General features: G+C 48.3%; 17 protein-coding genes. All 17 read right to left on the bottom strand.

What is annotated here, in order from left to right; all coding sequences use genetic code 11:
• Positions 1–57: 57 nt before the first annotated feature.
• A complete protein-coding gene (map, locus tag ACN08W_RS05040) occupies positions 58–891 on the bottom strand; it encodes a type I methionyl aminopeptidase (RefSeq protein WP_419102919.1) in 834 nt (277 codons plus the stop codon).
• 110 nt (positions 892–1,001) lie between these two features.
• Positions 1,002–1,568 (bottom strand): adenylate kinase, encoded by a 567-nt coding sequence (locus tag ACN08W_RS05035; RefSeq protein WP_419108944.1) that lies wholly within the window; start codon positions 1,566–1,568, stop codon positions 1,002–1,004.
• Entirely contained in the window at positions 1,565–2,875 is a 1,311-nt protein-coding gene (gene secY / locus ACN08W_RS05030) for a preprotein translocase subunit SecY (protein WP_419102921.1), read from the bottom strand. The genes ACN08W_RS05035 and secY overlap by 4 nt, the downstream gene beginning before the upstream one ends.
• Before the next feature lie 260 nt (positions 2,876–3,135).
• Positions 3,136–3,585, bottom strand: a complete 450-nt coding sequence (gene rplO / locus ACN08W_RS05025; protein WP_419100854.1) for a 50S ribosomal protein L15 — start codon at positions 3,583–3,585, stop codon at positions 3,136–3,138.
• A 2-nt stretch (positions 3,586–3,587) separates the two neighbouring features.
• Positions 3,588–3,797: a 50S ribosomal protein L30 gene (rpmD, locus tag ACN08W_RS05020; RefSeq protein ID WP_419100855.1), complete on the bottom strand. Its 210-nt coding sequence runs from the start codon at positions 3,795–3,797 to the stop codon at positions 3,588–3,590.
• A complete protein-coding gene (gene rpsE, locus ACN08W_RS05015) occupies positions 3,797–4,486 on the bottom strand; it encodes a 30S ribosomal protein S5 (RefSeq protein WP_419102922.1) in 690 nt (229 codons plus the stop codon). The genes rpmD and rpsE overlap by 1 nt, the downstream gene beginning before the upstream one ends.
• Positions 4,486–4,845, bottom strand: coding sequence for a 50S ribosomal protein L18 (gene rplR, locus ACN08W_RS05010; protein WP_419100857.1), 360 nt, complete (start codon positions 4,843–4,845; stop codon positions 4,486–4,488). Before rplR ends, rpsE begins: the two co-directional genes overlap by 1 nt.
• 2 nt (positions 4,846–4,847) lie before the next feature.
• Positions 4,848–5,384, bottom strand: a complete 537-nt coding sequence (rplF, locus tag ACN08W_RS05005; RefSeq protein WP_419102923.1) for a 50S ribosomal protein L6 — start codon at positions 5,382–5,384, stop codon at positions 4,848–4,850.
• 25 nt (positions 5,385–5,409) lie between these two features.
• Positions 5,410–5,808 carry a 30S ribosomal protein S8 gene (gene rpsH, locus ACN08W_RS05000; RefSeq protein ID WP_419102924.1) on the bottom strand — a complete coding sequence of 133 codons (399 nt, stop codon included), beginning with the start codon at positions 5,806–5,808 and terminating at the stop codon, positions 5,410–5,412.
• A gap of 80 nt (positions 5,809–5,888) precedes the next feature.
• Positions 5,889–6,449: a 50S ribosomal protein L5 gene (gene rplE / locus ACN08W_RS04995; RefSeq protein ID WP_419102925.1), complete on the bottom strand. Its 561-nt coding sequence runs from the start codon at positions 6,447–6,449 to the stop codon at positions 5,889–5,891.
• Positions 6,449–6,784 carry a 50S ribosomal protein L24 gene (gene rplX, locus ACN08W_RS04990; protein ID WP_419100861.1) on the bottom strand — a complete coding sequence of 112 codons (336 nt, stop codon included), beginning with the start codon at positions 6,782–6,784 and terminating at the stop codon, positions 6,449–6,451. The genes rplE and rplX overlap by 1 nt, the downstream gene beginning before the upstream one ends.
• A 3-nt stretch (positions 6,785–6,787) precedes the next feature.
• Positions 6,788–7,159 (bottom strand): 50S ribosomal protein L14, encoded by a 372-nt coding sequence (gene rplN, locus ACN08W_RS04985; RefSeq protein WP_419100862.1) that lies wholly within the window; start codon positions 7,157–7,159, stop codon positions 6,788–6,790.
• Between the two features lie 439 nt (positions 7,160–7,598).
• Positions 7,599–9,926 (bottom strand): S-layer homology domain-containing protein, encoded by a 2,328-nt coding sequence (locus ACN08W_RS04980; RefSeq protein WP_419102926.1) that lies wholly within the window; start codon positions 9,924–9,926, stop codon positions 7,599–7,601.
• A 351-nt stretch (positions 9,927–10,277) separates the two neighbouring features.
• Positions 10,278–14,372 carry an amino acid adenylation domain-containing protein gene (locus ACN08W_RS04975; RefSeq protein ID WP_419108943.1) on the bottom strand — a complete coding sequence of 1,365 codons (4,095 nt, stop codon included), beginning with the start codon at positions 14,370–14,372 and terminating at the stop codon, positions 10,278–10,280.
• An 84-nt stretch (positions 14,373–14,456) separates the two neighbouring features.
• Positions 14,457–14,678, bottom strand: coding sequence for a phosphopantetheine-binding protein (locus ACN08W_RS04970; protein ID WP_419100865.1), 222 nt, complete (start codon positions 14,676–14,678; stop codon positions 14,457–14,459).
• 23 nt (positions 14,679–14,701) lie between these two features.
• Positions 14,702–16,402 carry a (2,3-dihydroxybenzoyl)adenylate synthase gene (locus tag ACN08W_RS04965; RefSeq protein ID WP_419108942.1) on the bottom strand — a complete coding sequence of 567 codons (1,701 nt, stop codon included), beginning with the start codon at positions 16,400–16,402 and terminating at the stop codon, positions 14,702–14,704.
• Positions 16,392–17,720 (bottom strand): alpha/beta hydrolase-fold protein, encoded by a 1,329-nt coding sequence (locus ACN08W_RS04960; protein WP_419108941.1) that lies wholly within the window; start codon positions 17,718–17,720, stop codon positions 16,392–16,394. Before ACN08W_RS04960 ends, ACN08W_RS04965 begins: the two co-directional genes overlap by 11 nt.
• Positions 17,721–17,725: the final 5 nt, after the last annotated feature.

The following is a 17,725-nucleotide window of genomic DNA, read 5'->3' as shown; positions in this document are numbered from 1 at the left end:
TCTCACCAAATGTGGGAGATGAGACTCAGTGTGTGCTGCGTTCTTCTTTCAACCAGACTAAGCAGGAATAGGTTTGACGGTAACACCAAGCTTAGAGAGTTCCTCCGCGCCGCCATCTTCTGCGGTCAATACCCAAATGCCCTCAGAGTGAAGAGCTACACTATGCTCCCATTGGCACGCGTCGCCACCATCAGCAGTAACGATGGTCCATTCATCAGCAAGAGTTCGGGTATCAATGCCGCCGGTAACCAACATCGGTTCAATAGCCAAGGCCATCCCCTTCTTCAAACGAGGGCCTAGATCTCGTGCCGCATAGTTCAGTACCTCTGGAGCCATATGCATTTGCGTACCGATACCGTGACCTACAAAATCTTCGATAATTCCATATTTATCGCCAGTCTCGGAACGGACGAAGTTCTCAATCGCTAAACCAATTTCTCCAACTTTGCGTGCTGTCGCCATAGCAGCAATACCATGCCACATTGCAGCACGAGTTATTTCAGAAAGTTCTCGACGTTCTTGGCTCACCTCTCCGATGAGCTTAGTTCGTGCAGAATCACCATTCCATTTTTTACCTTGCGGATCAACGACAATGGCTCCTCCATCAATAGAAATCATATCGCCAACGGCTAGAACTCTATCCCCGGGAATACCGTGAACGACCTCATCATTGACCGAAGTGCAAATAGTTGCAGGATAATCGTAATACCCCAAAAAGTTTGACGTAGCGTTATGTTCTTTCAGCACATTCCGGAAAACGACGTCGAGTTCGTTAGTGCTTATCCCAGCTTCTGCAGCGTGCACGGCAGCATCCAGCGCACGAGAAGTAATGACTCCTGCTTGAGCCATCCAACGTAATTGTTGATCTGTTTTATATTCGATGCGTCCCATCAGAACGTCCTTTCTCAGCACTATGTTGAAGACACAATGCAGGTGATTTTTATTCTTTTAAGCTGTTGTGCCCCCGCAACTTGTCGGGGGCACAACAACCTATCAGAATATTATTTCTTCAAGGCCTCAAGGATACGAGTCGTTACATCGTCAATTTCTCCAAGACCATCTACTTCTTGAATCAAGGCACGTTCACGGTATACAGAGAGCAAAGGTGCAGTCTGTTCTTCGTAGACCTTCAGACGGTGACGAATCACTTCTTCCGTATCGTCGGTGCGTCCTTGTTCAGCAGCGCGCCCAAGAAGACGTTCTACGAGTTCATCGTTATCAGCAATGAGCAAAAGTACCTGGTCAATTTCTTGCCCAAGTTCTTTGAGAATCTCATCAAGTTCAGCCACCTGAGCAGTATTGCGAGGGTATCCATCAAGAAGGAAACCATCTCGAGCATCTTCTTCAGCTAAACGAGCACGCACCATGTTGTTGGTGACCGAGTCTGGTACGAGGTTTCCAGCGTCGATATAGCTTTTTGCTTCTTTTCCAAGGGGAGTTTCTTCCTTAATATTTTTACGGAAGATGTCACCTGTTGAAATAGCAGGAATATTGAGCTTGTCTGCAATACGAGCAGCTTGGGTTCCTTTACCTGCACCGGGAGGTCCAATGATGAGCAAACGATTCATCGTAGCAATCCTTTGTAATTGTGTTGTTGTAGCTGAGCGTCAATCTGTTTCACAGTATCCAAACCAACGCCAATAACAATGAGCAATGAGGTACCGCCAAATGGGAAGTTCTGGTTTGCGTTAAACAGTACCAACGCAATAAGCGGAATCATCGCGATAATTGCCAAGTACAAGGAACCTGGCAAAGTAATACGGTTCAGAACATACGAGAGATATTCTTGGGTGTCTCGTCCTGCACGAACTCCGGGAATGAAGCCACCGTATTTCTTCATGTTTCCGGCAACCTCTTCGGTATTAAAGGTGATAGAAACATAGAAATATGCAAATCCTAGAATCATGAAGAAGTAAAGCAACATATACAGAGGGTGGTCTCCACGAACAAGATAGGTGTTAATCCAGTTGACCCATTCTGGAGGAGCAGTACCATCACGAGGAGTATTGAAGTTTGCAATCAAACCTGGAACAAGAAGCATGGATGAAGCGAAAATCAACGGAATAACACCGGCCATATTCACTTTCAAGGGGATATACGTTGAACGAGTCTGTACGGTACGACGCCCCACCATACGCTTTGCGTATTGAACGGGGATACGACGCTGTGATTGCTCAACGAAGACAACGGCGATAATGACGACAAATCCTATAGCACAGATGGCGGCAAAGACCCCCCACCCTTGAGATCTAGCGATACTACCCAAGGAAGTCGGAAATTGCGCTGCAATAGAGGTGAAAATCAGCAAGGACATGCCGTTACCGACGCCCTTTTCGGTGATTTGCTCACCCAACCACATGATGACGCCTGTTCCTGCAGTAAGAACAACAATAATCAGAAGGATATGGGCCAAGCTCTCATCGGGAATAATAGGAAGTGGGCACTCCCCTAGCAAAGTTCCGGTACGAGCTAGCGTAACAATTGTTGTTGCATTCAAGAGGGCAAGACCAATTGTCAGATAGCGGGTGTACTGCGTGAGTTTGGTTTGTCCCTGCGGGCCTTCTTGATGAAGCTGTTCAAAGCGTGGGATGACAACTCTCAACAACTGCACAATAATAGAAGCAGTAATATAAGGCATCACACCAAGAGCAAAAATTGACAGCTGTAGCAATGCGCCACCGCTAAAGAGGTTCACCACATCGTAGACGCCTCCGGTAGTGTTACCGAGCGCTAGACATTGCTGAACGTTGCCGTAAGAGATACCCGGTGCTGGAATAAAAACACCAAATCGGTACACTACGATAATGCCCAGGGTGAACAGCAGCTTACGCCGCAAATCGCGGGTTTTAAAAGCCCGACCGAACGCGCTAAGCACATGTCCTCCTGTAAATATAAGTTGGGTCAATGCATCGTCTTCAGATTGAGTTTTAACTCATCATGGCACGATGCTGTACACAGTCTCATTTAGTCTAGCTTGTTTAGAGGGTGAACGACATAATCTCAAGACTTAACTTCCCCTAATATCAGCGAAAACAAGCGAAAATGTGGCAAAGAATAACTTTAGAGAGCGAAAGGCCTCGTATGGATAGCACAAGCTATACCATACGAGGCCTTCGCGTTTTGAGCTAAGCGATATTACTTAACGGTAACGGTGCCGCCAGCTGCTTCAATCTTTTCGATAGCAGACTTGGAAGCTTTATCAACGGTGATGTTGATTTTAACGTTAAGTTCGCCGTCGCCGAGAACCTTAACCAATTCGTTTTTACGAACTGCGCCCTTTGCTACGAGTGCGTCAACGGTAACGTCGCCGCCCTCAGGGAAGAGCTCCGCAAGGCGATCCAAGTTAACAACCTGGTATTCGGTGCGGAAAGGGTTCTTGAAGCCACGAAGCTTTGGAAGGCGCATATGCAATGGAAGCTGTCCACCTTCAAAGCCAGGACGAACCTGGTAACGCGCCTTGGTACCTTTGGTACCTCGACCTGCAGTTTTACCCTTTGAGCCTTCACCGCGACCTACGCGGGTTTTAGCTTTGTGGGCACCCGGTGCGGGGCGCAGATCGTGAATTTTGATAGCGTCTTGTGCCATCTTTACTTGACCTCCTGAACCTTCACCAAGTGAGCAACGGTGTTAACCATGCCACAGGTGACGGGGTCTGCAGTGCGAACAACTTTGTTGCCTGGGCGCTTAAGACCTAGGGAACGAAGGGTGTCGCGCATGTTCTGCTTCTGTCCGACGTAAGACTTGATCTGAGTAATCTCAAGTTTAGCGTCGCTGGGCTGAATTCGCTTACCGGCCATTACGCACCTGCCTTATCAGACTTGGACTTGAGCAAGAAGTTAGGAATAACTTCATCCTGAGCAAGACCACGGCGTGCAGCAACAGCTACAGGCTCTTCAAGCTGCTTGAGCGCTGCAACAGTTGCGTGAACAATGTTGATCTGGTTTGAGGAGCCCAAAGACTTGGAAAGTACGTCGTGAACGCCAGCTGCTTCAAGAACGTGGCGTACAGGACCACCAGCGATAAGACCGGTACCTGCGGTTGCAGGGCGGAGCATAACAACGCCAGCTGCTGCCTCACCCTGAACGCGGTGAGGGATAGTGCGACCATCAACACGAGGAACGCGGAAGAAATTCTTCTTTGCTTCCTCAACTGCTTTAATAATCGCTGCAGGAACTTCTTTAGCCTTACCGTAGCCGATACCGACCATGCCGTTACCGTCACCGACGACCATCAAAGCGGTGAAGCTAAAGCGACGACCACCCTTGACGACCTTAGAAACACGGTTAAGGGTTACGAGGCGCTCGATGTATCTCTCGCGTTCCTCTTCACGACCACGGTTTCCGCGGCGCTCGCCACGGTTACCACGACGCTCGCCACGGTTTCCGCGGCGCTCTTCACGTGCAGAGGAGTTCTCGGTGGTTTCAACTGCTTCAGCGGTTGTTTCAGTCACCTGAGTTTCCTTTTCATTTACTGTCTGTTCGCTCATTAGAGTGCCAGACCTCCTTCGCGTGCGCCTTCAGCCACTGCTGCTACACGACCGTGGTATTTGTTACCACCGCGGTCGAAGACAACGGCTTCGATGCCAGCTGCTTTTGCACGTTCGGCAACGAGTTCACCGACGCGCTTAGCTTTTGCAGTTTTATCCATTTCAGCGTTACGCAATTCAGTTTCCATGGTGGAAGCTGATGCAAGAGTGTGACCCTTAACATCGTCAATGATCTGAACGAACATGTGACGGGTGGAACGGGTTACGCTCAGACGAGGACGTACAGCGGTGCCAGATACGTACTTGCGAACGCGTACGTGACGACGCTTGCGCGCAGCTGCCTTTGACTTGATAGCCATTATTACTTACCAGCCTTTCCGACCTTGCGGCGGATCTGCTCGCCTTCGTAGCGAACACCTTTGCCTTTGTAAGGATCAGGCTTACGGAGACCGCGGATGTTAGCGGCAACCTGACCAACCTGCTGCTTGTTAATACCAGAAACGGTCAGCTTGTTCGCGCCCTCAACGGTGAAAGTAATTCCTTCAGGAGCTTTCACAGAAATTGGGTGGGAGTATCCCAAAGCGAACTCTAAGTCGGAGCCCTTTGCCATTACGCGGTAACCGGTACCAACGATTTCGAGCTTCTTTGCATAGCCTTCAGTTACACCAATAATCATGTTGTTGATTAGGGTGCGGGAAAGACCATGGAGAGCGCGAGAAGTGCGCTCGTCATTCGGACGGGAAACAGTGATAACACCGTCTTCCAAAGCAACAGTGATAGGTGCAGAGATCTCGCGGGACAATTCGCCCTTAGAGCCCTTTACGGTAACCAAGTTGCCATCAATCTTTACCTCAACGCCGGCAGGAACCGAGATGGGGAGACGTCCAATACGTGACATTCTTCTTCCTTTCTCTTCTTACCGACTACCAGATGTAAGCGACGACTTCGCCGCCAACACCCTTCTTCGCTGCCTGCTTGTCAGTAAGCAGACCTGAAGAGGTGGACAGGATTGCGATACCGAGTCCACCGTGAACCTGAGGGAGGTTGGTGGATTTTGCGTATACACGCAAGCCCGGCTTGGAAATACGGCGAACGCCTACGATGGAACGTTCACGCGAGGGGCCGAATTTGAGGCTGAGTGTGAGGGTCTTACCGACCTTTGCGTCCTCTACCTGGAATTCAGCGATGTAGCCTTCAGCTTTAAGGATTTCCGCAATGCGGCCCTTGAGCTTGGAGTAAGGCATAGATACGGTGTCGTGGTATGCCGAGTTTGCGTTGCGCAAACGGGTCAGCATATCTGCGACAGGATCTGTCATAGTCATGGTGGGCTCTTGCCCTTCCTCGTTATGGTTTCCTCTCCCCTACATGTTTGTAGTTTTAGGAGGGACCTACAACGTAGTCGTTACTTGGTCTTAAAAGGGAAGCCAAGCGCTTTAAGCAATGCGCGGCCTTCGTCGTCAGTCTTTGCGGAGGTCACAATGGTGATATCCATACCGCGAACGCGATCGATGCTGTCCTGATCGATTTCGTGGAACATTGACTGTTCGGTCAAACCGAACGTGTAGTTACCGTTACCATCGAACTGCTGATCGGATAGACCGCGGAAGTCGCGGATACGAGGCAGTGCGAGGGTGATCAAACGATCGAGGAATTCCCACATGCGGTCGCCACGTAGAGTGACGTGAGCACCGATAGGCTGACCTTCACGCAGTTTGAACTGTGCGATGGACTTCTTCGCGCGGGTTACGAGAGGTTTCTGACCGGTAATTGCGGTGAGGTCGCGGATAGCGCCATCCATGAGTTTTGCGTCGCGAGCAGCTTCGCCAACACCCATGTTTACAACAACCTTAAGAACCTTGGGAGCCTGCATCACGTTGGAGTAGTTGAACTGCTCCTGCAAAGCTGGGGTAACCTCTTCGTTGAACTTAGTCTTGAAGCGAGGGGTAATCTTGGTTTCGGTCATTAGATGTCCTTACCTGAGCTCTTGGCGTAACGTACGCGAACGGTACGAGTTTTGCCATTACGCTCTTCAGTCTCGAGGCGGAAACCAACGCGAGTCGGCTTTTTGGTCTCGGGATCAACGATTGCTACGTTAGATACGTGAATCGGTGCCTCAACCTTTTCGATTCCACCGGCTGCACCGGTCATCGGGTTTGCCTTGTTGTGCTTGGTGACGATTTTTACGCCCTCAACGAGCACACGGTTGGTCTTCGGGAAGACGCGCAGAACTTTACCCTGCTTACCGCGATCTGCACCTGAGATGACCTGTACGAGGTCACCGGACTTGATCTTAGCCATGAGTTAGAGCACCTCCGGAGCAAGCGAGATAATTTTCATGAACTTCTTATCGCGCAACTCACGCCCAACTGGCCCGAAGATACGGGTACCGCGGGGGTCGCCATCAGTGTTTTTGATGATGACTGCGGAGTTCTCATCGAATTTAATGTAGGAGCCGTCTGGGCGACGGGTTTCCTTCTTGGTACGGACGACAACTGCTTTAACAACGTCGCCCTTCTTGACGGTACCGCCAGGAATTGCATCCTTGACGGTTGCGACGATGATGTCGCCAATGCCTGCGTAACGACGGGAAGAACCACCGAGAACACGGATGGTCAGGATTTCCTTCGCACCAGTGTTGTCAGCGACCTTCAGTCGTGACTCCTGCTGAATCATATTTCTCCTGTCGTCTCGCCGGTTCCAGCCGCACGGTATGTTGTGGACTAGCCTTGCGGAACATTTTTACGGGATGTTTGACGCACCGGTCCCTCATCATTTTGATGCGGGTTAGCGGATACGCCTGGGACTAATCCATGCCAGGAACATCTGGACCCGCTAGTAAAGCGGGCGAACCCCGCCAGTAGAGCGGCATTATGCTTTGGCACGAAAAAATCCGTGGTTAAACGTTTGGGCACAAAAACCCATACAAACGAATACTCTAGCATAGTTTTTCACTGCTAAGACAGCCCCCAACCAGAAGATATTCCTGTAATTAACGACACTTAGGATGAACGTTAAAAAGAAGTAGGGCACTCAAAATATTTTGAGTGCCCTACCCCTTCAGGATTAGAGTCTTAGCAACCGCCAGACTCCTCGTTTCTCAACGAAACACTATTTACTTCTTTGCGCTAGCTTCAAAAGTAACGTTCTGTGCAAAACGGTAAACGAATGCCGCCATAGCGTCACGCTTGTTGTTTTCATAAGGACGGTAAGTGTTATCTTCCCAGCCCTTGCTGATGCCGTTTTCCTTCATCCATGCGATTTCCTTGTGGAAGATGTCTGCGTTAGAAACATCTTTGAAGGAGTGAGCAGGCTCAGTGAACTCAGGAGAGCCAGCTGCACGGTAGAAGAAGGCCGCCATAGCGTCACGCTTGATAGGTTCAGATGGGCGGTAAGTGCCATCTGCCCAACCGGTAGTGATACCAGCCTGCTGCAACCATGCAATTTCCTTATAGAACACGTGATCGGTAGGAACGTCCTTGAAAGGAGATTCTTCAGGAGCGCGGTAGCGAGGTGAACCAGCTAGACGATACATGTACGCAGCCATTGCACCACGATCAATGTTTTCGAAAGGACGGTAAGTTCCGTCATCCCAGCCCTTAGCCACGCTATGTTCACCGAGCCACTGAATTTCATTGTGGAAGATAACGCTGTCATTGTTGTCCTTGAAGGAAACAACAGTGAAATCTTTATCGGTAGTCTTTGTGAGCTCAGGGTATCCCTGGAAATCGACCTTTGCAGGAGTAACAACCTTAACTTCGGGATCTGCAGCTACTGCAGGTGCGCCAACTTTGAAATCAAAAGTTACTGCACGGCCGTTATCATTCTGAGTCAGAGAACCACTCAAGAAGGTTACAGAGTGTTCAGTTCCAGCAGCCCAGTCCTCGGCAGTAGCAGTGGAGTTTTCGGGGGTGGGGAATGGCAAGGTTGCAGTCCAAGAACCATCAGCACCAGCCTGAACAACACCGTAGACGGTCTTATTTGGAATAGCTTTTCCGTTGACAGGGTTGGTTACGGGTTCAAGAACACTCACGCCGCCCATGTCAAACTTTGCAGCAAGCACAGAACCTTCACCATCTTTAGTGGTCCATCCGGTACCGCTGAAGACGAGATCTTTACCGTTCTCAGCAACCTTAACACCGGTAACGGTAGCACCGTCTGTATTAGTGACGGTGTCCTGTTCAGCTGAAGAATTATCAGCAGCCTGTGCAGGTGCTGTCTCTACGGCAAAGCGGATAAAGGAGTTAGCTTCAATGCTGGTTTCTTTACCCAAAATGTTGGTGCTAGTACCAGGTACGCGCTGACCGGTGACGTAGTCCAAGGCAAAGGGAACGTAAACGTCTTCTGCATAGGTTGCTTTATCGACAGCAAAGACAGAACCGTCGTTTGCCAACGCCAAGTCGTTAGCGCCACGTTCACCAGTGTCTACGTCTGCAACTAGTTTGCCAGCAGCAGCGTCGATAACACCAACAGAACCGCTACCGAAGTCAGCTACGTAGACGAGGTCACGCTCTTCATCGTTGACGATAGAAAGTGAACGAGTACCGAAGGGGATGCTCTTCTTATATGCATGAGTATCCAAGTCGTAAACGGTCACGCCAGAGTTAACACCCTCGGTACCCTGCGAAGAAATGTAGATTTCACGGAGGGAATGATCGATAGCTACCGCAGAAGGAAGAATGGGAGTACCTGCAGTATCTGCGTGTACAGGGAATTCCTTAGCAACAGTAAAGGTGTTCAAATCGATAATCTGAACAGTATCGCTAGAACGTTCTGGTACATACAGTAGACCAGCGTTCTCATCAATAGTGGGGTTCATGGTAAGAACACGTGCATCGCTCTCAGGCTTGATAGCAAGGTTCTTAATCTCATGGCTGGTAAGATCTACCGACCAAACGTTGTAGCGTCCGGTGACGTAAGCCTTGTTATGGGTATTGTCGATGATGACAGAGCGAGGGTGCTCAATGACGGGGATGCTCTCCATAACATTGTAGTTTGTCCAGATGAGCTCCATCGTGTCTTGGTCAAAGACAGAAACAGCGTTGCTACGGGTATTGGTAACCCAGACGGTGTTGTTCACATCGTCAACAGCAATACCGTATGCGCCCATATAGGTGAGGCCAGCTTGAACACCAGTGCCGAAACGACCAACAGGTAGTTCAGCAGCTGCTTCAATCTTCATTGTCTCAGGATTAACGCGAGCAATGGTTGAAACAGTGTTTGCACGCAAGAATGCGCCAGCAACCCACATTTTGTTGTTGGTCTTGGAGTATGCGGTCTGGAACTGACCTGGCAGCCCCTGAGTCTGCTGTGCATCAACGCTGATGGAGCGTGCCGGCTCATCCGCCTGAGCTGGAACTACAAAAGAAGATCCGAGCAAAGAGAGCGCGCTCATGCCCACCAGGGCAGAAGTAGTGAAACGATTGCGCTTATTGAGAGTCATAATATTCCCATCGGAGGAACAGGTCTGAAATACAACCTGAAAGTGTATGTTTAGCATGTTCTTTCCCCATACAACTTCCCCTCGAGGAAGGTCAGAAAGAACCGTAATTAAGGATGTCCTATTTAACCGTTGAGTGCAAGCTAATTTAATAAATAGGTGATATTTTTTATTCCTAATTGACCATCACTTCAAAAGTCCGTAAACTCAACAATCTTCATGGACTTCACCTCTTATTCTCAACACCACAACTGATAACTTTTCAAAAAAGCGCTCTCACTACATAATCTGAGAATATCCTCAATATTCAGCAATAAATACATGACGTTTTATGAACAAGAACCTATTAAATAGTTAAGAAACATCACTCTTGCATAATGTCAGAATCTCTTGAACCCGAGACGGCTGAACCAATGACGGATGAACACCCTTAATATGATGAACTCGCACATGAGGAGCCTGCTTCGCCCATGCAGAAGCATCCAAGAAAGGCTGATCATCATGAGCAACAGCAATCACAACGGTATCGCCGTTAAAAACACGTTGAGTAGAAGAACGCATCAACCGAGTGTGATACCCCATCGTACGAATACACGTCTGAAGGTCTCGCTCCCCCAAATGCCCTAGTGCAGATCCTGAACCTTTTAAAAGCTCAACAGCCCGTCCCAAAGACAACGGAGACTCTTCCGTGTCAATACCTCCCATACGCAGTAACGCACGGTACGTGTCTTCTTCACTCGGCTCAGCTACAGAAGCCCACTGCTGAGCAGGATAACCATCAAGAATGACACATTGTTTAACCTTCATCCCGCGAGCGCTCGCCAAAGATGCCACATCAACAGAGACTGTTCCGCCAACAGACCAGCCCACCAGATAAAAGGTCGCTAGCTCCAAGCTCTCAAGCAACCCAACATAGTATAGGGCTAATTCTTCGATGCTCTGAGGTTCAGGATATTCGGGGTCCTCATAATGTGGAGTCTGTAAAAGAATAACTGAGGCGTCTTCTGGTAAATGCGCCATGTACGAAGAATAGCTCCACCCTAACCCGCCAGCAGGCGCTAAAAAGACCCACGGTATTTGCTCGCGAGAACCTTCCCTGAGTATCAACACGTGAGAGAATTCTCGACGTTCATCATGGCCCATAGCAGCTGAAAGCTCTCGTGGCGTAGGTGCAGCAAATATCGTTCCTAAGGTACAGCGAATACCTAGACGACGTTCTAATAAAGCAACTAGTTCTAAAGCCTTAAGAGAGTTTCCACCAGATAGAAGGAAGTTTTCTTGAGCACCATAATGTTCCACGCCAAGAACTTCTGCATATAAAGCGCAGAGTTGCTCTTCTTGAAGAGTCTCGGGAGTATCTACAGTTGTCTGAGATGCTCCGTAATCGATATTCGTCAAAGACTTTCGATCAATCTTTCCGCTTGTACCAACGGGTAGTTCAGGAAGTACCGCCCACAGGGTCGGGACCATGTAGGGGGCAAGATGTTCAGCACAATACTGACGTACCTGGGAGATAGAGTCCTCGACTAGGTGCTCAGAGTAGGGTTCTGCCATCTCGTAGATTGCAGCTAAAACGGGTTCAGAACCACGATATTCGATGCGAGCAATAGCAGAACGAATCAGAGGAGAAGCGTTTAATACGCTTTCTACTTCGCCTAGTTCAAGACGTTGCCCAGCAATTTTGACTTGAGCATCGTTACGTCCACGATAGGTGATGGTTCCGTCATCATTCCATTGGGCGATATCTCCCGTGCGGTAACAGCGTTCACCGGTATCTGCCATAGTAAAGAAGCTACGTTCGTTAGCGTCAGGGTTCCCACAATATCCTTGAGAAAGTTGAACGCCTGCAAGCACCAATTCTCCGGTCACACCAGCAGGTACCACAGCTCCGGTGGGGTCAACAATATAGCAGTGAGTGTTCCATACAGGTTTGCCAATAGGAATAGGGTGACGTTGAGGTTCTTCTGCCGTATCAAAATAGGTCACGTCAACAGCAGCTTCAGTTGGACCATAAAGGTTAAGCGGATAAACCCCTAATAATTGGTGGGTTCTTGTCACGTGTTCTGTTAATAAGGCTTCACCGCTGCATACAACATACCGTAAGTTTTTGGGAGGACGCTCTTGAAGAATACGCGAAGCGGTAGGTGAGTTGAGGAAAAGAGTCAGCATTGCTGGCACAAAATGCACACAGGTTACGTTCTGTTCACAGATAACTCGTGCAAGGTATGTGGGATCTTTATGCCCTTCTGGTGCAGCAATTAGCACTGTTGCGCCTTCTTGTAACGGCCAGTACAGCTCCCACACATGAACGTCAAAAGAAATAGGGGTCTTATGTAAAACGACATCGCCGTCTGATATCGGAATCTGATGTTGTTGCCAACGAAGTCGATTATCAATAGCACGGTGGGAAATAGCAGCACCCTTAGGTCGTCCGGTAGACCCAGAGGTAAAGAGAATATAGGCGGCGTCATCTAAAGATATCTTTTCGCCTAGATACTTCTCTGATGCTATGTTGTGCTCTGATTTTAGCTCCAACTGGTCCCAATGAATTTCGGGGATGGTCGGTGCAGAAGAACCATCTTGTGGAGGTGTTTCAGGACCATGAATAATGAGCCTGATATTAGCATCTTGCACCATAGAACTGACTCGTTCTGCAGGTAGCTCAGGTAGAAGAGGAACATATACGGCACCAGCATAGAGCAAACCATACACCGCAATATATTGTTCAATACCGCGATGGAAGCGAAGGCCCACCGCATCATGAGCTGATACTCCATGATGTTTGAGTGCACCAGCAAAAACTCGCGCTTGAGCATCTAATTCCGCGTAGGTGAGTTCTCTATCGCATATCAAAGCATTTGGTGCATCACAATGTATTGCCGCGCTTGCTCTCACAGCAATAGCATCGGGGGTTTTCTTCACTTGATGTTGAAAACGCTCTAAAAGGCTGCGATAGGTTACGGGATGAGCCGTACTATTAAACTTTTCTAGCTCCTGTAGCTCTTCTGAGGTGCAAATGCTCAGCGTTTCTGCACCATCTTCAGTAAGAAGATCCTGAGCCCAACCGTTAAGCCACGACACCAGACGGGTAAGATGTCGTTGTGTCTCATCAAAAGTATAAAGAGCTGAGTTTGCGTCAATTTCACAGCTGATGCCTTGCCCCCGCCCAGGCATACCACGAAGACAGAACGTCATATCATCAACAGGACCAGCATTAAGGTTATGTACGATAACACGTCCTTCTGGAACCCGATAAGAAGAGTCAAAAGGAACAACATTAATCTGTGCACCAAAAAGGCGCCCCTGATGACGGTGAGCCAGACGCTCAAGCTCTTCTTGACGAACCAGCGCATATCGTTGATTACGCTGTTGTTGCTGATGGACCTGATGTATCTGTTCTTCCCCAGAGAGCCTAGCTGACACAAGTACCGGTAAGACGTTGACTGCAGTACAACCAATTTGTGCACAGGCAGTAGCAAAAGGTTGCTGTTGTGCAGGAAGCATCCGGTTCATTTGCGGGATGCCTACTGACACATGCTGGTTATAACTAGCCCGTGTCAAATACGCACCAATGCCAGCGATAACAACAGTTGGCCACGCAACTTTATATTTTTGGCTGAGCTCTAATAAAAGCTTTTCAGTGTTTTGGTCAAGCTCAGTACATGCCCTCCACGGGTACGATGAAGCCGGTTCACGGTAACCTGCAATCGTTGTGTCAGGCTGGCTAAGAACACCCAATAGCGGTTCGGCGCTGTCGACCTGCAACTCTTGGGAGTTCCACATCGGGTTTGATTCCCAGAAATTTTGTTGCTCCTGCTCGATAGCGTGAGACTGTGCGTCAGCCTCGAGGAGAGAACGCAATGAGCCTCGCTTCACCTCGGGTATCGGTTGCCCCTGTTTCAACGCCCGATAGATACTCAAGACACGACCTAAAGCATTAAAAACAGCAAAACCATCGGCAACGCTATGGTGAAAAATATGTACTAGCCATAAACGTCCCTGCCATAGAATTCCTTGGCTACGAACCGTCTGCCCAGAGCCAAGGTCTAAGGGGCGACGCATCAGCTCAAGCGCCCACCGAGCAACAGGAGATGGTAAAGACGAATGTCCTTGAATATACTCTTCGCTGAGGTTTTGGTCGTGTTCTTGAGAAAGCTCAACGATGGGGAACAATGGGTTGATATCAACGAAGTCTTCAAGAGAGATTAAACGTTGTTGAGGTTTTCCGTCAAAGGCTCTTAACTGCACACGAAAACTTTCATTTTCTTGGTACACCTGTTGCAGTCCTTGACGTAGCAACTGTATATCCATCTCTTCTGGGCACTCCAAAACCTCGGCAGTGTTATAGCAGGGGTTTTCGGGATCTAATTCTTGGGCGAAGAAAATACCACGAGCAGAAGAAAGCAGAGGTAACCACTGTTCTTGTGGGGAGGAAGATACACAATCCATCGTTGAAGTGTCTTTTCTCTAAATCCTAATTTTTATGGTGAGCGTTCAGCTGGCTGCTGAGAAAGCTATAGAAAAATATGGAAATTAACGGGAACTTAAAAAGGCTGTTGTGGGGTCTGCAACCAATTCGGTAAATTCCACATGAATACCAGCTTGAGCAAGGTCATCTAAGAGAGCAAAAGCACCCATCGAGTCCAACCCTAAAGTAAATAAATCTGTTTGGGGTTCATCAAAAGCACGTGCTAGAGAGTCAGCATCGTGAAGGTATTTCTGAAGAATAGAACGTAATGTGTTCTCAGAAGTCATGAGACATTCCTTTCAAAGTTTTTTTATGAGTATGACAATGTTTCGAGTAGCTGAACTCGCACATCTTTTCGAGAAATTTTTCCAACTTTTGTTGTCGGTAAAGAGCGCATCACCTCTACACGTTCAGGAATCTTATATGAGGCAAGTCCCTGCTCTGTGAAAAAGTGTTGAAGCTCTTCACATGCATTCGCCTCAAAATGTTCTCCGGGATAAGGAACAACTACCAAACAGACGCGTTCGCCAACAGTCTTATCCGGGATTCCTAACGCAATAGCGTCATAGATTTTAGGGTGAGATAACGCCAAATCTTCGATCTCATCAACCGCAATTTTTTCGCCATTACGGTTAATTTGATCTTTGGCACGTCCTGTCACTTCTAGGCTTCCATCGGGATGTAATTTCACAATATCCCCAGAACGGTAAAACCCATCTTCAGTGAAACTTTTCTCGTTAATGGCAGGCTCATCATAATAACCACGAATCGTATAAGGTCCTCGAGTCAGTAAATGTCCAGAGACACCCACCGGAACAGGGTTGTCGTGGTCGTCCACGATTAGTATTTCATCAAAGGCGCTGATGGGCTTACCTTGAGTGTTATATCGTAGTTCATCGCTATCCTCTGCACGTGTGTAGTTAACAAGGCCTTCAGCCATACCGAAAACTTGTTGTAAGGTTGCCCCCAGCACAGGTTTAATATTTTGAGCAACAGACCGTGATAGCTTGGCTCCACCCACTTGAAGAAGCTCTAAAGAACTCAAATCGGGGGTACGTCGTTGTGCAGAAGCAATCCACGCTTGTACTAGCGGAGGGACTAAAGCCGCAACTTTAACATTCTCTCGAGCAATAAGAGTAAACGCAGTCTGCGGGCTCGGATCTGCAGCAAAGACGATGGTTGCGCCAACATACATTGCCCCAAGGATTCCCGCAGAACTCATCGTAAAATTATGTGAAGCAGGAAGCACCACCAAAAAAGTACTATCACTTCGTAGCTGACAAATCTTTGCAGATTCTCGTACCGAATATAAATAATCAGCATGAGTGCGCGGAATCAGTTTAGAAACACCAGTGGTTCCTCCAGACAGTTGTAAGAACGCTACTTGTTCGCTCTTCTTCTGCGCAGGAGTGTTCACCACAGTTGTTAACTCTTGCAGATGTTCTTGCTCTTTAAGCTCCCACGGATGACAAACATCATATCCAAGTGGGGGAATTTTCCCCTCATCACGAAGCATCTGAGAGTAAGAAGAATAGACTGCTGATAGGTCCATTCCAGGTACACGAGAAGAAAAGATATGCGCTGCGGCATCAGTCTTACGAGCAAAATGAGATAGCTCTCGCTCCCGATGTGAAGGCATACAAAAGACAGGTAAAGCCCCCGCGTAAAAGATACCGAGCAACGCACTCATATATTCAGCGATATTCGGTAATTGCAAAAGCACCCTATCTCCGGGACGAACACCTCCAGCACGCAAACGAGAGGCAATATCCCACCCGTGCTGAGAAAGTTCGGCATACGTCCATCGAATAGTCGGAGGAGTTTTCTCTTCCCATAAAGTATGTGAGTGCCCAACTACAGCAAGAGATTCAGCATGACGTTGGCATTGCTCCACGAAAAATTCGGGGAGTGTCTGATCAATCCACAGGCCTTCTTCTCGATAACGCTGAGCGTACTGCTCTGGTATAGCTGGAGGAGGAATTAAAGCAGAACGAAAAATATTATGAGTCATGATGGTCTTTCCTTCGTGCCATATATTTTTGAGCTCGATTTATTGCCGGAATGAGGTCTCCACGCCAACACGCGTAGTCATGTCCACCATTGAAAACAGTGAAATTTACGGTGGCAGGAGTTTGCCGAAGTTGACGAACAAAAATTTGATGAGGAGGCTCTAACACCCATTCTTGAGCACCCACCTGAATATCAAAATATAGGTGAGATAGACGTTCCTGCTCATTCTCAGAGACAATACGTTGTAATGATTCAGCAACAACTGGTTGCCATAAAGAGGCAGACTGGGAAATCACAGCACCAACTTCTTGAGGATAATCTAGGGCAAGTAACAAGGAAGAAAGCCCTCCTAAAGACTGTCCCATCACCATCAAAGAACCACGAGATATGCCGATACCATATTGTTCTTCAAGCCACGGAATTAAAGACGATATTAGATACTGCCCCATAGGTGCTGTACCGTCTAACTCAGCCCAACGTCGTTCTCTACCTCCCGAATGCACAAACACTACGTGCATAGGGTCTAATGCGCCTTCAGCAAAAGCACTTTCAAGCATCAGTTGAAGACCCATCGACAGCCATACCTCACCGTCAAAGACAAGAGCTATCGGTGAATCTTTTGTCGCGTGAGGTAAAGAGTGTACGAGTATCTGGCGGTCTTCGGGAGCCTGCACCCACTTGGGTTTATCTAAAGAACGGAGCTGTTCCATCTCCGGTAAATACCGTTGTTCGGGGGCTTCAGATAAAGATACGACGCTTAGTTCTTTACCTGCGCGGTTGAGACACCGATGCTGATTGTATACATCAGCATAACCAGAGTCTAAGGCTGCACGTAAACGAACCTGCTGGCCTTGTGTAACCCAAACCGGAGTCTGACCTGCATAAGCGGGAATATAACAATAGGAAGCCCGCCAGTTGGTCTTCATCAAGAAGCTTTTACTAAACCAACCGGTCTTTCCAATAGGTTTCATTAAAGAATCGTCAATATTTTTCTCATCCGTTAGACGATTCACAAAAATCAGCACCTGTTCAGCTTGCCGATCATGGTAGAGGAAGGTCACGATACGCTCATCGTCAGACGAAGCTGATTCTATGAGAGGACTCCCCTGCTGAGCAATAGCTAAAAGTCTCTCTGCTGCTTCATCAGTTGTTATTTTTGCGTGGTGAAGATTCTTATGTATCGTATCGATAACAGCAGAAGAAACTTGCACTAGAGGTGTTGGGCGCGCAATTTTAGGGGGCATTCGGCGAGCGCTTGCTAAGGCTTGCTCTGATGTATCTACAGCACTGTTTTGGGTAGTCTTCGAGATATTCTTCACGAGTA

It is taken from the genome of Rothia sp. CCM 9419, assembly GCF_048512815.1.
GTDB lineage: Bacteria > Actinomycetota > Actinomycetes > Actinomycetales > Micrococcaceae > Rothia.
This window is presented reverse-complemented; position numbering and strand designations above follow the sequence as displayed.